Annotated in this window: 15 protein-coding genes; 10 read left to right on the top strand and 5 right to left on the bottom strand. The window is 64.7% G+C overall.

What is annotated here, in order from left to right; translation table 11 throughout:
- Positions 1 to 218 precede the first annotated feature (218 nt).
- Positions 219 to 1,067, top strand: a complete 849-nt coding sequence (locus J2S96_RS19560; protein ID WP_306867377.1) for a DUF1684 domain-containing protein — start codon at positions 219 to 221, stop codon at positions 1,065 to 1,067.
- 4 nt (positions 1,068 to 1,071) lie between these two features.
- Here J2S96_RS19560 and J2S96_RS19555 read toward each other — a convergent pair whose 3' ends face one another.
- Together J2S96_RS19555 and J2S96_RS19550 are read right to left on the bottom strand one after the other, a co-directional pair.
- Positions 1,072 to 2,310 (bottom strand): acyl-CoA dehydrogenase family protein, encoded by a 1,239-nt coding sequence (locus J2S96_RS19555; RefSeq protein WP_306867433.1) that lies wholly within the window; start codon positions 2,308 to 2,310, stop codon positions 1,072 to 1,074.
- A 35-nt stretch (positions 2,311 to 2,345) separates the two neighbouring features.
- Complete coding sequence (locus J2S96_RS19550) at positions 2,346 to 3,137, bottom strand: SDR family NAD(P)-dependent oxidoreductase (RefSeq protein WP_306867375.1); 792 nt, start codon at positions 3,135 to 3,137, stop codon at positions 2,346 to 2,348.
- A gap of 110 nt (positions 3,138 to 3,247) precedes the next feature.
- Between J2S96_RS19550 and J2S96_RS19545 the strand changes: the two genes are divergently transcribed.
- Together J2S96_RS19545 and J2S96_RS19540 are read left to right on the top strand one after the other, a co-directional pair.
- The gene (locus tag J2S96_RS19545; protein WP_306867372.1) at positions 3,248 to 4,429 is read left to right on the top strand and encodes a glycoside hydrolase family 76 protein; all 1,182 of its coding nucleotides are present in this window, start codon (positions 3,248 to 3,250) and stop codon (positions 4,427 to 4,429) included.
- Between the two features lie 29 nt (positions 4,430 to 4,458).
- Positions 4,459 to 4,968: a hypothetical protein gene (locus J2S96_RS19540; RefSeq protein ID WP_306867369.1), complete on the top strand. Its 510-nt coding sequence runs from the start codon at positions 4,459 to 4,461 to the stop codon at positions 4,966 to 4,968.
- A gap of 6 nt (positions 4,969 to 4,974) precedes the next feature.
- Here J2S96_RS19540 and J2S96_RS19535 read toward each other — a convergent pair whose 3' ends face one another.
- Positions 4,975 to 5,577 carry a YdeI/OmpD-associated family protein gene (locus tag J2S96_RS19535; RefSeq protein WP_306867366.1) on the bottom strand — a complete coding sequence of 201 codons (603 nt, stop codon included), beginning with the start codon at positions 5,575 to 5,577 and terminating at the stop codon, positions 4,975 to 4,977.
- Between the two features lie 84 nt (positions 5,578 to 5,661).
- Between J2S96_RS19535 and J2S96_RS19530 the strand changes: the two genes are divergently transcribed.
- The 6 genes from J2S96_RS19530 to J2S96_RS19505 all read left to right on the top strand — a co-directional run bounded on the left by J2S96_RS19530 (position 5,662) and on the right by J2S96_RS19505 (position 11,461).
- The gene (locus J2S96_RS19530) at positions 5,662 to 6,330 is read left to right on the top strand and encodes a VOC family protein (protein ID WP_306867363.1); all 669 of its coding nucleotides are present in this window, start codon (positions 5,662 to 5,664) and stop codon (positions 6,328 to 6,330) included.
- Positions 6,331 to 6,484: 154 nt separating this feature from the next.
- Positions 6,485 to 7,024, top strand: a complete 540-nt coding sequence (locus J2S96_RS19525) for an NUDIX hydrolase family protein (RefSeq protein ID WP_059388553.1) — start codon at positions 6,485 to 6,487, stop codon at positions 7,022 to 7,024.
- A gap of 91 nt (positions 7,025 to 7,115) precedes the next feature.
- Positions 7,116 to 8,162 carry a DUF6707 family protein gene (locus J2S96_RS19520; RefSeq protein ID WP_306867359.1) on the top strand — a complete coding sequence of 349 codons (1,047 nt, stop codon included), beginning with the start codon at positions 7,116 to 7,118 and terminating at the stop codon, positions 8,160 to 8,162.
- Positions 8,163 to 8,237: 75 nt separating this feature from the next.
- Positions 8,238 to 8,963, top strand: a complete 726-nt coding sequence (locus tag J2S96_RS19515) for an SRPBCC family protein (RefSeq protein WP_306867356.1) — start codon at positions 8,238 to 8,240, stop codon at positions 8,961 to 8,963.
- 51 nt (positions 8,964 to 9,014) lie between these two features.
- Positions 9,015 to 10,349 (top strand): tRNA guanosine(34) transglycosylase Tgt, encoded by a 1,335-nt coding sequence (gene tgt / locus J2S96_RS19510; RefSeq protein ID WP_306867431.1) that lies wholly within the window; start codon positions 9,015 to 9,017, stop codon positions 10,347 to 10,349.
- 167 nt (positions 10,350 to 10,516) lie between these two features.
- On the top strand, positions 10,517 to 11,461 hold the full coding sequence (locus J2S96_RS19505) for a type IV toxin-antitoxin system AbiEi family antitoxin domain-containing protein (protein ID WP_306867353.1): 945 nt from the start codon (positions 10,517 to 10,519) through the stop codon (positions 11,459 to 11,461).
- A 121-nt stretch (positions 11,462 to 11,582) separates the two neighbouring features.
- On the opposite strand, the gene J2S96_RS19500 is transcribed toward J2S96_RS19505, so the two are convergent.
- Complete coding sequence (locus J2S96_RS19500; protein WP_306867428.1) at positions 11,583 to 13,097, bottom strand: DUF6297 family protein; 1,515 nt, start codon at positions 13,095 to 13,097, stop codon at positions 11,583 to 11,585.
- Positions 13,098 to 13,099: 2 nt separating this feature from the next.
- Complete coding sequence (locus J2S96_RS19495; RefSeq protein ID WP_306867349.1) at positions 13,100 to 13,786, bottom strand: ABC transporter ATP-binding protein; 687 nt, start codon at positions 13,784 to 13,786, stop codon at positions 13,100 to 13,102.
- A 254-nt stretch (positions 13,787 to 14,040) separates the two neighbouring features.
- Here J2S96_RS19495 and J2S96_RS19490 point away from each other — a divergent pair, with 254 nt between their 5' ends.
- Complete coding sequence (locus J2S96_RS19490; protein ID WP_306867346.1) at positions 14,041 to 14,742, top strand: queuosine precursor transporter; 702 nt, start codon at positions 14,041 to 14,043, stop codon at positions 14,740 to 14,742.
- The last annotated feature ends 214 nt before the right edge of the window (positions 14,743 to 14,956 follow it).

The raw sequence follows: 14,956 nt of genomic DNA, 5'->3' as shown, positions 1-14,956 counted from the left end.
GCGTTGGGTGTGGCCCGTACACTGCGCTGGATACTGTGAGCCGGATTACTTTATTTTCAAGGGAATCCTACCCGCAGAAATTGCAGGGGCGGCAATCCGTCTCGAATGTTGTCGCCGGGTCCGCCCGCGTACCCGTCCGCCCCGCACCGGGGTTCCGGGAATGGCGGCGACGGGTGCATGGTTAAGCCAACGACACCGCCCAAGCCGCTGGAGGAACCATGAGCGCAACAGCCCCTGCAAGCACCGCCCAGCTGGAACGCTGGCAGCGTTTCCGCAACGGCCGCAACGCCGCCCTCGCAGCGGACCACGGCTGGCTGACCCTCACTTCCTTCCAGTGGCTCGAATCCTCGCCCGCCGCCGTCGAGCTCGTCCCGGGGCTCTGGTCAACGGACGGCACGACGGCGACACTCACCGCGAGCGCGGCGGACGGACTCACGCTCGTGGAGACCGGAGCCCCTGTGGACGGAACTGTTTCGGCTACCCTCCAGGACGAGGAATCGCTCATGTGGGTGCAGTTCGGCGGCTCGGACGGCACGCAGGTGGTGGTGGAACTCGCGATGCGGGCGGACAAGTACGCGATCCGCACCAGGGACAACTCCTCGCCGGTGTTGACGGAGTTCGAAGCCGTTCCCACCTATGAATACAACCCGGACTGGGTGCTTGAGGGCCGTTTTGAGGCCTACCCCGAACCGGTGGATGTACCCATCGGGACGGCCAACCCTTTGGTCGACGGCGTGCATCGATCCGTGGGCGAGGTCGTCTTCCGGGCGCCTGGCCTTCCACACGAGATCCGCCTGCACGCCGAGGCCGAGAAGCTCGGCGCGCTCACGGTCACTTTCCACGACGAAACGAACGGCAACACCACGGACGAATGGCGCAAGCTGGCCGTCCCGCGCCCCCGCGTTGATTCCGAGGGTAAGGCGTCGGTTGTGCTGGACTTCAACCGCGCCATCAACTACCCGAGCGCTTTCACGCCCTATGGCACATGCCCCATGCCGGTGCCGGGAAACTCGGTCGACGTGGCGGTCGAGGCCGGGGAGAAGCTGCCGACGGGACGGATCGCCTAGGCCCTCAAACGATCGCCGAAACCCCTGTCACGGCCCGGCCAACGATGAGTGAGTTGATCTCGAACGACCCTTCGTAGGTGTAGATCGCCTCGGCATCGGCAAAGATCTTGGCCATCCGGTAATCGGTCACAATGCCATTCCCGCCCAGGATGGACCGGCCGATCGCCACCGTTTCGCGCATCCGGGCGCTGCAGTAGGACTTCGCGAGTGCCACCTGGGCCATGTTGGCGCCCCTGTGCCGCACGCCGTTGCTGTCCGTGTACAGGTCCTCCTGCAATTGGGCGATCCGGACCATCATGCCCATGCTTGCCACGGCATTGCCGAGCATGTCCACTAGTTGCTGCTGGATGAGCTGGAACTTCGCCAAAGGGCGGCCGAACTGCGTACGTTCGAGCGCGTACTGACGGGCGACATCGAAAGCCGCCAGCTGCTGCCCGACGGCCTGCCAGGCCACCATGAGCCTCGAGCCGCGCAGCAAGTGGTTGGTGTCAGTGAAACTGTTGATCCCTGCGAAGCGGTCCGCCTCGGCAATCCGGACGTCCTTGAGGACGATGTCGGCGTTTTGCACGGTGCGCAAGGCGATCTTGTTTTCGATCTTGGTGCGGGTCACGCCTGGAAGCGTGGCGTCCACGATGAAACCCCGCACGGCGCCGTCGGCCTCGTCCCGGGCCCAGACCAGCATGTGGTCGCAGAACGTCCCGTTGCCGATCCAGCGCTTGGCGCCGTTCAGCACCCAGTAGTCCCCGCCGTCGTCGGCTCTCCCGGTGACTCGGCGCGCGACTGTCTGCAATCCGCCGGCCACGTCGGATCCGTGGTCCGGTTCGGTCAGCGCGAAGGCGCCAGTGGTCCGCAGGTTGGACGCGTCGTCGAGGTACCGGTCTTGCTGGTCCTTCGAGCCGAACTCGTACAGCGCCTCGACGAAGAGATCGTGGTGGACCATGAAAAACGTGGCGATGGAGGTATCCACGCGGGTCATTTCCGCGATCACCAGGCCGGCGAAAAGGTTGCTGTAACCGCGGTGCGTGGGGGTGCTCAGGCGAAGGGCCGCGAGCTTGGGCAGGATGTGCGCCGGGAACTCGGCCTTGTCCCACCAGTCCTTGGCGTAGGGCGCGATCTCCGTCGCGAGGAATTCCCGGAGTTCGTTGAGCTTGCGTTGTTCCTGGACGCTGAGGAGCGCTTCGAAATCGAAAAAATCCGCCCCAGGCAGAGAATCAGGCAAGGAATCAGGCAAGGAACCGGACACCCGTTCGACGGCGGGTGCCAGCTTGTGCGCCTCGCTCACTTCGGGGCCATCCGGATGGCGCCGTCAAGACGGATGGTTTCGCCGTTGAGCATCGCGTTGTCCACAATGTGCGCCACGAGGTTGGCGTATTCGGCGGGACGGCCAAGCCGGGCGGGGTGCGGCACCTGCCGCCCGAGCGAGTCCTGTGCGTCCTGGGGCAGGCCGGCAAGCATCGGGGTTTCAAAGATGCCCGGAGCAATGGCCATGACACGCACCAGCGAGCGAGCCAACTCGCGGGCGAGCGGCAGCGTCATCGCGGCAACGGCGCCCTTGGACGCGGCATACGCAGGCTGGCCGATCTGGCCGTCGAACGCGGCCACCGAGGCCGTGTTGATGATGACGCCGCGTTCCTCGCCACCGAGTTCGGTGGACACGGGTTCATTTTGGGCCATCGCGGCAGCAGCCAGGCGGATCACGTTGAAGGTGCCCACGAGGTTGATCTGGATGACCCTGGTGAAGTTCTCCAGCGGCAGCACACCGTCTTTGCCAAGCACCTTGCCCGGTGTGGCTACGCCAGCGCAGTTGACCACGATCCGGAGCGGGCCGAGCGCGGCTGCAGCATCGACGGCGGCCTGCACTTGCTCTTCGTTGGTGACGTCTGCCGGGACGAACACGGCTTTGCCGTCGGCTCCTGAGGCGTTGAGTTCGCTGGCGAAAGCCTCCCCCGGAGAGGATTGGAGGTCAAGCAGCACTACCGATGCTCCGGCGTCGAGCAATCGCCGCGCGGTTGCGGCCCCCAATCCCGAAGCCCCGCCGGTTATCAACGCAACCGTGCCTTTGATGTCCATCCATCCTCCTTGATGCAGAACCAAAATCCGTTAATGCATGTTAACTGAATCACTTTGATTGTGCACTGGGGAGGGTCCTGCAGCCAAGTGCACAGCGTTAGGCTGGCACCATGTCCGCCCCTGACGCACGGCCCGGCACGCCCGAAACTCCGGATTGGGCCGCGCGGGCAAACCGTGCCGCGCTTTCGGTGACCCGGCATTTCGGTCGACCGCTCCTCTTCCTTCCCGGAACCCATCTCGCGGCGTCAGTCCTGCCGTCCAAAGGTTTTCCGCGGCCGTTCCAACCGTGGAACTACTGGTGGCAGGCCCACTACGTCGATTGCCTGGTGGACGCGGGATTGCGCGAACTGGCCTCGGGATCCAGGTTCGACGGCGGCGATCGCCCGAGCGCCGGCGCGCTTGCTTCACGTCTGGTTACCACCATCCGCTTGCGCAATTTCCTTCGCTACGTGAACAGCTACTACGACGACATGGCATGGCTGGCCCTCGCCACCCTGCGCCTGGACGGCCTCGCCGAGCAGGCGCACAAGCCCGGCCGCCGACGCAACGCCCGATTGCAGGAAACCCTCTCGCGGCAGTTCGAATCGGCCTCCACTGATGACTTGGGCGGCGGAACCTTCTGGAGCACCAAACGCGATTTCAAGAACACCCCGGCCACCGCCCCGGTAGCACTGCACTTCGCCCGGACCGGCACGCCGCAACGGGCCCAAGGCCTGTTGGACTGGCTCGACGCCACGCTCTTCGACCCCACCACAGGCCTGTACCTCGACGGCGTCCGGATCCAGGAGGGAAAACTCGTCCTGGCACGGGAGGTCTACACGTATAACCAGGGCCCTGTGTTCGGCGCCCTCTTGGAGCTGGGTGGAGATGCGAACCTGGCACGGGCTGCCGCCTTGGTCGGCTCAATCGCCGAACACCTGACCGTCCGTGGGCCTGAAACCCAAGGGAAACTCGTCCTTCGCGGCGAAGGCACCGGCGACGGCGGACTCTTCACCGGAATCCTCGTCCGTTACTTGGCCCTCGCCGCCGCGGACGAGCGCTTGGCCGCCCCCATTCGCGCTACTGCCGGTCAGCTCGTGCTGGATACCGCGGAGGCGCTGTGGGCGGGACGCACTACCCGCAGCAACGCTGCCAACCGGACTTCCGGAAAGCACGACGACGGCGGCTGGCTCGTCTTCTCGACGGAACCACAGCGCCCGGCCGCCGAGACGTACCCGGCGGGCACCGGCGTCGAACTCTCCACCCAACTGCAAGGGTGGATGGTACTGGAAGCCGCCGCGCGCATCCGCTAATTGTCGGTACCGGGGCCTACGCTAGAGTCGTGAACCCGTCCCCGGCTCCGTTGCCTGTCACAGTGGTCGCTCCGCCGCCGGAATGGTGGCAGATCCTTGGAGCGCTTAGTCCGCTCGCCGTCCTTGTGGCAGCGATCGTTGCCGCGGCTGTAGGCCTCTTGTCCCTGCGGCAGAAGGCGCGGGCAGATAACAGGTCCGAATGGTGGCGCCGCGCTCAATGGGCGCTGGATGCGTCGCTGTCCCGCAGCCGTTCCGAGGCCGAAATGGGCCAGCGGGCCATCGAAATCCTGGGCCGGAGCGAACTCGCCTCGCCGGAAGAACTCGCGCTGCTCAGAGTGGGAACCGAGGAAGCGCTCCTGGCAGCTGCGACAGCGGCTGGAACCCGCGCTGTCGCCCCTTTGCAACGTCCCGCCTCGGTGAGCCCGGAGGACCGCAAGGTCCAGATCGCCGCAGCAAAGGCGAGAGTGACGTTGGACCAAGGCCTCGGAGAAGACACTCCGGGCTGGATCGTCGCCCTGTCGCGGGAGAAGCCCGAGTAAGTCCGGCTACTCTGCCACCGCGGGCTTTTTCTTCTGCGGATACGGGGTCTCCTGCCGCGCCAACATCTCCACAAAGCCAGCGATCTTCTTGGCCCGCGTTTCTGCCTTTTTCACTGAGTTGGTGCGGTAGATCAGGGAATAGCGGTTGACTGAGGTAAGCACATCGAACATCGCCTGGGCTTCGGGAACCGCGGCAATCGCAGCCGCGAGGTCCTCCGGGACTTCCGCGTCCGCTTGGCCTGCGTAGGCAGCCTCCCAACGCCCGTCCGCCTTGGCACTGTCGACTGCGGCCCATCCGGCGGCGGTCATCTTCCCTTCGGATTCCAAACGGGCGATGTGGCCCACGTTCCGTTGGGACCATGGGCTCTTGGGACCGCGGCGGGTCATGCGCTGAAAGACGCTCTCGTCGTCGCGCCTTCTGCCTTGGCCGTCGATCCAACCGAAGCAAAGTGCCTCATCCAAGGCCGCGGCGTAATCCAATTCCGTCACGTTGCCGCCCTTCTTGTGCAGCACGAGCCACACGCCCGGACTATCGGCGCCGTTCTTTTCGAGCCAGGACCGCCATTCGGCAGCGTCTTTGACGATCAGTTCTTCAAGTTCAACAGCCATGGCCCCATTCTCGTGCCAGCTAGGCTGTGACGAAAGCCCACGAGTTGCCCCGACTCACGTCCCGAGCCACCTCCCGGAGGATCCATGCTGCGCGTCCGACCCATCCAGTTCACCTCGGACCCCGCCGGCTGGAAGCACCTCTTGGAAGCCCTCGGCCTTGTGTGCGTCGAGGACCGCGGTGATTGGCTGGAGTTCGACGCCGGTTCGGGACGGGTTGCGTTGCACCGGACCGCCGCGGACTCGCCCGACGACGGAACTACCGTGTTCGGCGTCGAGGTCGGGGACCTGGCCGAATTCGCTCGGCGCACCGTGGAGGACGGAACCCGTGCCGAGCTCTTCGACGCCGATCACGGCCAGGCAGTCCGCATCACCGCTCAAGACGGCTTCACGTTCCTCGCGGACAAGGCTGCCAGCCGCACCACCAGCCCCGAAGCGGATCCGGGCCTCGCCGTCGTCGGGAGCTGGCTCACCCCGGCGGTGCCACGGGCCGCCCAGGAGTTGGGCAACATCGGCGCACGGCCGCGGCATGTGTCCGCGGAGTTCGCGGATTTCGGCACGAAGAACGGCGGCATCCTTCATGTCCGGGAGTCTTCGGAGACGGCAGCGGGAGCCCTGGCTTTCGAGTACGACGGCGACCTCGCGGCTCTTGAGGCACGGCTCGCCGCCGCAGGACTCACCGCAGACCGCGCCGGCTCGGTCCTCACGGTCCGGACCCCGCTCGGCGGCACAATCAGCGTGTCTCGCCCCCTCTAAGCGACGCCCGCTCACATATACCGGCCCCACCACCGACGCCCGCTCACTCCGGGGAATCACCCGACCCCCGCTCACTCCGGGGAATCACCCGACGCATTCCTGGCTCCCTGATTCGTAAGCCTCGGAACGGCAAGGGATGGGGTAGAACTTAACCATGAGTGTTCGTACCCCTGATCCCTACTCCGGCTGGCTTTCCGATGAGGACCTCTTCGAAGCCCGCGGCCGCCTCCCCATGGTTTACGTGGAGGCGGTTCCCGTGCGTCTGGATCCACTCGGCTTCGTCAACGAGGTAGGCACCCTCCTGCAGGGCGACGCCGACGGCACCATGGTCCGCTCTTTCGTTTCCGGCCGGGTGCTCTACCGCGAAACCATCCGGGCCGCGCTCTTGCGGCATATGGAAAAGGACCTCGGTCCGCTGGCCTTTCCGCAGCTACCCGTCAGTCCCGTGCCGTTCACCGTGGCCGAATACTTCCCGGCGCCGTCGCAGACCGGCTTCACGGACGACCGCCAACACGCCGTGTCCCTGGTCTATGTCATCCCCGTGACTGGCGAGTGCGAACCCCGCCAGGACGCCCTCGAGCTGACGTGGATGACGCCGCAGGAGATCCTGAGCGACGACGTCCAGCAGGAATTCAGCGGCGGCCGCGGCAACTTGGTGCGCCAGGCTCTCGCTTTCGCAGGCGTCGGACAGTAGGGGCAGCACGGGTAATAGCCACCTCCCCGATTTGTGGGGCCGTGTTTTATAGACTGTTGGACGGACCCCGAGAGAACCAAAGGATTTGGCGATGACTCACAGCCCAGCCGACCAGCAGTACCGTGAAAAGCAGGCTGGGGCCCTGCACATCGGGGACTTCCTGTTCCTCCCCGGGGATGGTCCCGCGGAGGAAATAACGCACATCGAGCTCGAACACGACGATTTCGGCGTGCCCGCGCTGATCCTGGCGACCATGCTCGACGGCGGGAAGGTGCGGATCGCGATCGGGTCCAGCGTCCCGGTTGGCGAAGCGGCCAACGTTCCCGACGACGTCGACACGCTGGCGGAGGAAGATCCGGCGCCGACTGCGGAACCGGGTCCCGGCGACGCGCCCGACGGCGTTACCTCCGACGGCGGCGACGCTCCCGGGGAAGCCGTTCCCGCCGTCGTCGTACCTCCTTTGCCCACGGTGGCACCTACTGTCAGCGCGTCGATTATGCCCTCGACAGCACCAAGTCCCGAGCAACTCGCGCTGATCCCTGAACCGACAGCCCCGCCGGAGGGCGTGGTTGCCGCCGCTGCCGAGGCGCACCCCGGCAGGAACGGCGTCGCAGTCCTGAGCGAACGCCTCGTGAAGGGCATCAACACGAAGTCGGGAAGCTGCCTGCGCGACCTGAGCGACCTGGCCCACGATCTCTTCATCGCACTGCGGGATCCGGACCGCGCCCTCGCGGTGGCCGATATCCTCAACGTGCTCCCCTACGACGGAAACCGTGACCGGTGGATGTCCGTGGAACGTTCGCTCGCACTTTCCAGCTTCATTTGCCGCGAGCTCGGCCAAACGGACCGCGCGGAAGCCTACGATCAACTCCTTCAAGCGCCGGACACTGTGGAGACGGACCCGTTCAAGGCCCGGATGGCCGCCAAGGTCCGGCAGCGCGGGCTCAACGAGCCGAACCTGTACGACAAGGAAATCTTCCGCTCCATCGACAACGGCAACCGGGATGCCGAACGCGAATGGCGGCTGCTCCGGCTCGAAACCCTGCTGTTCCTGCGCTCCCACGGCGGTTCGAACACTCTCAGCCTGGGTGAACTTGATCAGCGGATCGCGAACGAACTTGAGGCGGTGCGCGCCTGAGCGCCATCACCTAGGCGCTATCGAAGGATTCCGCAAGACCTGTCGCGTTGACGCGGACGGCGGTAGATTCGGGCCATGACGAACAATCTGAGCGTTGTTGTTAATGCCGACGCGCAGCAAGTTTGGACTTCGCTGCGCGAACCGTCGCTCGTGGCTCAATGGCACGGCTGGGAGGCCGATGAACTTGGGGACGAGATCAACCAGATCTACTTCACCGCCAACGTGGTCGAGGCTCCCGACCACACAAGCCTCACCGTGAACGGTGGGGACGTCTTCGAACTCACCCCGGTCAGCGGGGGCACCGAGGTCCGGGTGACGCGGGCTGCCTTGGACCACGATTCCGAATGGGCCGAGTGGGACGAGGACATCACCCAAGGCTGGCTGACGTTCCTGCACCAGCTTCGTTTCGCTCTGGAACACCATCCGCACGGGCACCGGCGTACGCATTTTGTTTCCCTGCCCGGCGGCAGCGGTTCGGGCATCCAGAAACTCGGCCTGGCCGACGTCCCGGCTCCCGGGGAGGAATACTCGCTCACGCTTCCCACGGGCGAGGCGCTTTCCGGCAAAGTCTGGTTCCGGAGCAACCACCAAGTAGGCCTCACCGTGCGCAGCTATGCGGAACACGGCGATGGACTGCTGATTGTGGCTGACCAGCCGGTGATTCCGGAGAAAAGGCCCGACGGCGGCACGATCGTGATCGCTTCGACCTACGACCTGGGTGCTTCCAGCCTGGACTCGATCCGCTCCCGCTGGGACAGCTGGAAGGCTGAGAACTACCCCACAGAGGTGCATTCGCACTGACGATTCACGCTCCGGGGCTGGCAGACTGTAACGGTGCCAGCCGATTCCTCTTTGCCCAACCCCGGACCTAGCTCCGAGCCCCGTCCTTCCGCACTCGCCGCGGCCCGGCAGTCTGCGTTCTCCTTCGAGGTGGGTGCGCGGCTGAGCGAAGCGCGGCCGCCGTCGTCGGGCCTTTTGAATGCCGACGGCGGCAACCGTCGCGACGGCGGTCCGCACGGAGAATTCCTGGGCCGCACCGGCACCATCACCACACCGCACGGCCAGATCCAGACACCCGCTTTCATCGCCGTCGGGACCAAAGCCACGGTCAAAGCCGTGCTGCCCGAATCCATGAAGGCGCTCGGCGCGCAGGCTTTGCTGGCCAACGCCTACCACCTGTATCTGCAGCCGGGGCCGGAAATCCTGGACGCGGCTGGCGGCCTTGGCGCATTCATGAACTGGGACGGGCCCACATTCACGGACTCGGGCGGATTCCAGGTGATGAGCCTTGGCTCGGGGTTCAAGAAGGTCATCGACATGACCTCGGTGGACACGTCCGGACCTGACGACGCCGTGGCCCCGGGCAAGGAGCGGCTGGCGCATGTGGACGAGGACGGCGTCTGGTTCAAGTCGCATTTGAACGGCGACCGCCACCGCTTCTCGCCGGAGATCTCCATGCAGGTGCAGCACCAGATCGGCGCCGACATCATGTTCGCCTTTGACGAGCTGACCACCCTGCAGAACTCCCGCGGGTACCAGGAGGAATCCTTGGAACGGACGCGTCGCTGGGCCGAGCGCTGCGTGGTGGAGCATGAGCGGCTGACTTTGGAGCGGGTGGGGAAGCCGTACCAGGCCCTCTTTGGCGTCATCCAGGGAGCACAGTACGAGGACCTGCGCCGCAAGGCATGCCGGGACCTTGGCGGGATGCCGTTCGACGGCTTCGGCATTGGGGGAGCCTTGGAGAAGGAGAACCTCGGCACCATTGTGCGTTGGTGCAACGAGGAACTTCCCGAGAACAAGCCTCGCCACCTCCTGGGCATCTCCGAGCCGGACGACATCTTCACGGCCATCGAAAACGGCGCCGACACCTTCGATTGCGTCTCCCCCACCCGGGTGGCCCGCAACTCGGCGTTTTACACTCCGTCCGGCCGGTTCAACTTGTCCGGCGCACGCTACAAATCGGATTTCGGACCTTTGCAGGATGGTTGCGACTGCTACACCTGCGCCAACTATTCGCGCGCGTATATCCACCACTTGTACAAGGCCCATGAGATGGTCTCGGCCACGCTCATCTCCATCCACAACGAACGTTTCGTCGTGAAGATGGTGGACGATGCCCGCCTTGCCATCGAATCCGGCGACTTCTTCGAGTTCAAGGCCGAGACCTTGGGGCGGTATTACGCCTAATCCGCTCCCGCCCGGCTCGCCCGGCTCACCGGCCGCCCGTTTCGACGGTTCCCTGCGCACACGGTGTTTCGGTACATCGAACCAGCGGCGAACCGTCGAAACGGGGTTTTCCACATAGCAAGGCTGGCGTCTGTACGCCGGACAGCGTGGCAATGGACGCTGGAGCCATGCCTCAACCAAGCCGTGCCAAACTCCCTGACGGGGTGGACTTGTGGCGGACCAGTGAATTGTTGGACGCCGGTCTGGGGTCCCGTGCAATCACAGCATTGGTGCGGCGCGGAGACTTGGTGCGGCTCCGCCGAGGCTGTTACATCCGGGGCAGCGTTTGGGCTGGGCAGAAGCCATGGGTGCGCAGTCGCCAGCTCATCGCTGCCCATGCACACGGAACACTTACGACGTCGACAGGCGGCTTTGTCTACAGCCACACCTCCGGTGCGCGGCTGCACCGGCTGTACCTTTGGGACGTCAACGATCTCGTCCATGTCACCCAGCAGACCTGTCCGTCATGCATATCCCACGGCAAAGACGTAGTTGCCCACACCCGAACGTTGGCTGCGGAGGACATCACCTTCGTGGATGGATTCCCCTGCACGTCCCTGGAGCGAACCGTGGTGGATTGTTGCCTGATGCTGAACTACCGGCAGTCCTTGATCCTTATGGACCACGCCCTGCGAAAAGGGGCAGACGTGGAGAAGCTAAGGCAGATGTGCAATGGACTAGCCGGGAGGAACGGTGTCTTGTCGCTTCGCCGAGCCTTGGCCGACGCCGACGCCCGTTCCGAGTCCCCGGGCGAAACCCTCACCCGGGAGCTCCTGAACCGTCTGCGAATCGAGCCGCCGGACCTTCAGGTGAGTGTCTTGTCGGCCGAGGGCCAATCTCGTCTCGACTTCGCGTGGCGCGACAAAAGGGTTGCCCTCGAATTCGACGGCAGAATCAAATACTTTGATTTCCAGCCCACGGATGAAGCGATATTGGCGGAACGAGAACGCGAAAAGGCACTCACGGAGGAAGGCTGGACGTTCATACGAGTGAAGTGGAGCCAGATCTTCCGCGAATACGAGTTCAAGATGCGGGTCCTCCGGGCGTTGGGAAAGCAATCGGCCGCCGCATAGGCATATGGGCAGCCCGCATCGTTTCGACGGTTCCCTGCACACACGATGTCGCCGAACGCCTAGTGCGCAGGGAACCGTCGAAATGGCGGGCCAAGCCAGCGAGTTCGCGGCCGCGAAACCCTCAGGGGCGGTCCGCCATCGTCACTCCAATCACCAAGAGCACCGCGTTGAGCACGACCGCCGGTGTCACCAGGAGCTCCGGAGCATTGAACAGCATGCCCAAGGCCAAGGGCACCAAGGCAAACAGGCTCAGCACATAGCCTCGGATCCTCGTTCCCAGCATGGCGGGTCCGCTGCGACCGAGTTGCATGAGGTACACGAGCTTGGTCAGGTCTTCCTGCTGGCGGAATGCGCGTCGCAGCATGCCAGCTCCCAGGCCGCCGCCTGCCGCTGCTCCCAGGACGAGCAACTCCGCCCGGAAGCCGCCCGCCAGCACGAAAAATCCGGCAGCCGCCGTCGTCCACAACCCCATCAGCATGACCGGCAGTGCGACGTGGACCCAGCGGGAGGCTGTCCTGGAGATTGGGAGGAGCGCGTCGAGACTGGGGGCCATGCGCAGTTGCCAGAGCGGCCCGGCCACTGCGGTGGACGAGAAGATCGCCGCGGCAAGCAGGACAGGAAGCAGGATGATGGGCGAATCGAACGTCCGGACCAGCCCGGTTAGGGGAACGACGGCGAGCCCCAGGCCCCAGCGCCACAGCCGGCCGGGCTGCCGGGCGAGGACGGTTGCCTCCGCGTGGAATAGGGCCCCCGCTGCGGTACGGGGCGTGCCCGGGAGCTTGATCCGGCTCCTTTTGCCGCCGCTGGAAAGCGAGGCGCCCAGCTCCCCGGTGTCCATCAGCGTCAACGCAGCCTGGACATGTCCCCTCGCGGACCCTGCTTTGAGCAAGGACGCCGTGCGGACGCTGGAGAGCTTGTTCCGCATGCCAACAGCCGCAGCCATCAAGACCAGGACAGGCCCGACCGCGAAGATCCAGTTGCCTTGTAGTGTCCCGAAAAGCATCGCGCCCAAGACTGCGGAGGCGCCCGCAAACATCGCCGATGTTGCCCGGCTCTGCTTCACGGCTCCGGGCGACTCCGCTAAGCGCGTCTGCGAGAAGGCGGCCAGGGCGAGGATGGCCGCACTGGTGAGGGCCCCCGCGAGGATTCGTCCGGCAAACACCGCAGCGTTCGAGCCGCTGACGATGGCCACGGGAACGGTGGCGAGGGCACCAACGACGGCGGCGGCCCAGACTGAGCGTCGCAAGCCTCGGGCGAGAAGCGGTTCGCGGTTGATGGCGAGCGAGTACCACCAATGCCGCTGATTTGCCGTGATGGCCAGCGGACCAAGTCGAGCAGCGACCCAGTAGGCTGCGAAGCCGAGGAGCCCGAACCCGGAAACGAGTCCATACTCAACAGGCACGATTCCATATTTTTCCGAAATCAGATGACCGCCAAGGCCATGCGACGCCGCGGAGGTCAGCCCGTTCAGGAGGCCCGTCGCGTAGATCAGGCCGACACCGAACGTCAAGAATTGGACATACAGTTCGTTGAGCCTTGAAAGCAAAGACTGGCCGCGCGGGCGAATGACCTTGCGTGTGGCACGCTCGGGATCGAAGTCCACGAACTCCGGCTGAGCTACGGCAGCAGTGGACATGCTCACCGGCGAATCCTCGCCACGGCCTCGTCCGTACCCACCACGCGGGCGCCGCCGTCGTCGACTATGACCGCCCGGGTACAAGCCGCTTTGGCGACGTCCGCATCGTGCGTGACCATGACGACGGCGGCGTCTTCCTTTGCGGTCTTTGCAATCCTTTGCGCGAGTAGGCCGCGCATGCGGGTGTCGAGCCTTTGCTCGGGTTCGTCCAGGACCAGCAGTTCGAAAGGCCGGATGAATGCCGAAGCCAGGAGGAGCTTGCGGCGCTGTCCGGAAGAGAGCTGGTCGGGAAAGGCATCGGCCACCGTTCGGAGCTCAAAGAACTCGATCTCGCTTTCCACGGAGCCTTCGGGGTTGGCGACGCCGTGCCCACGCGCCACCAAGGAAAGGTGCTCGCGGACGGTCAGGGAATCGAAGTAGGCGTCCTCATCCAGGAGCACCGAAACCTTGCTGCGGAACAAGGCCGAGCGGTCGTCCGGCATCAAGCCAAGCACGCGTGCATCGCCTTCAATGGGGGCTTGTGCGCCAATCATGGTGCGGAGCAGCGTCGACTTGCCGGCACCGTTCTCGCCGACCATGCCGAGCACTTGCCTCGGGAAGACTTCGACGTCGGGCGGCCCGCATATGGCCTGCTCCCCATAGCCCGCAACAAGATTCTCGGCCGTCAGCACGGCTGTACCCAGCTTCATCCTCTGAAACTACCGGATTTCCCTGCGGTTCCCCTGAGCCTCCAACGCCCCGGAGCAGTCCACCCCGTTTCGACGGTTCCGTGCACACACGATGTCCCCGAACGCCTACTGCGCAGGGAACCGTCGAAATGGGAACTGTCGATGCGAGAATGGGTGAGGTTCCGCGCATCGCGGGCGGAGCCACGCCAGTGCTAATACAGCGGGGCGCCGTTTCCCTCCGGCCGCCTGCGCGAACCACTACGAACGGACAAGCGATGACGTCAGCCCCAGAACCCCAGACCCTGAGCAAAACCGCGCCGCGTTTCGCATCGGTCGGCTCCCCGTACTTCGGCATCATGCTCGCATGCATGGCCGTCGTGCTCATCCTGTCCAATATTGGCGCTGCAAAGGGAGTCATCTTCGGTCCGATCATCACTGACGGCGGATTCTTCCTGTTTCCGCTGGCCTACATTCTTGGCGATGTCATGAGTGAGATCTACGGATTCAAGGTTGCCCGCAAAGCGATCATCACCTCGTTCGCCCTGTCGGCATTCGCGTCGCTCTGCTACTGGATCATCATCGCCCTGCCTGGTTTCAACGACGACTACGGCACCGCCAAGCAAGCTGCGATCGAGGGTGCGCTGGGACCGGTTCCGCAGATCGTTCTGGCTTCCCTTCTCGCATTCCTCGCCGGACAGACCATCAACTCACTGATCCTGGTCAGGATGAAAGCCCGTTCAGGTGAGAAGACGCTCTGGGCGAGGCTCATGGGTTCATCCGGCGTGGGCGAATTTGTGGACACGCTCATCTTCTGCAGCATCGCGGCGTCGGTCATCGGAATCACGGACTTCGGAAGCTTCGTCAACTACGTACTCGTCGGATTCTTCTACAAAGTCGCTGTGCAGTACATCCTGGTGCCCGTGACGTCCTTGGTCATCGGCTGGATCAAGAAACGCGAACCCAGTTACTGGGTGTAAGACGGAAACGCAGCTGACATAGCTGACCGGGCGTCAAGGGAAAACCTGCAACATGCGACCGGGCGTCCCGGGAAAACCCGCCACACCTGACCGGGCGTCCCGGGAAAACCCGCCATACCCGACCGGGCGTCCCGGGAAAACCCGCCACACCTGACCGGGCGTCCCGGGAAAACCCGCCATACCCGACCGGGCGTCCCGGGAAAACCCGCCACAC

The sequence above is a fragment of the Arthrobacter bambusae genome (assembly GCF_030812595.1).
In the GTDB taxonomy this organism is placed as follows: Bacteria; Actinomycetota; Actinomycetes; order Actinomycetales; family Micrococcaceae; genus Arthrobacter; species Arthrobacter bambusae_B.
This window is presented reverse-complemented; position numbering and strand designations above follow the sequence as displayed.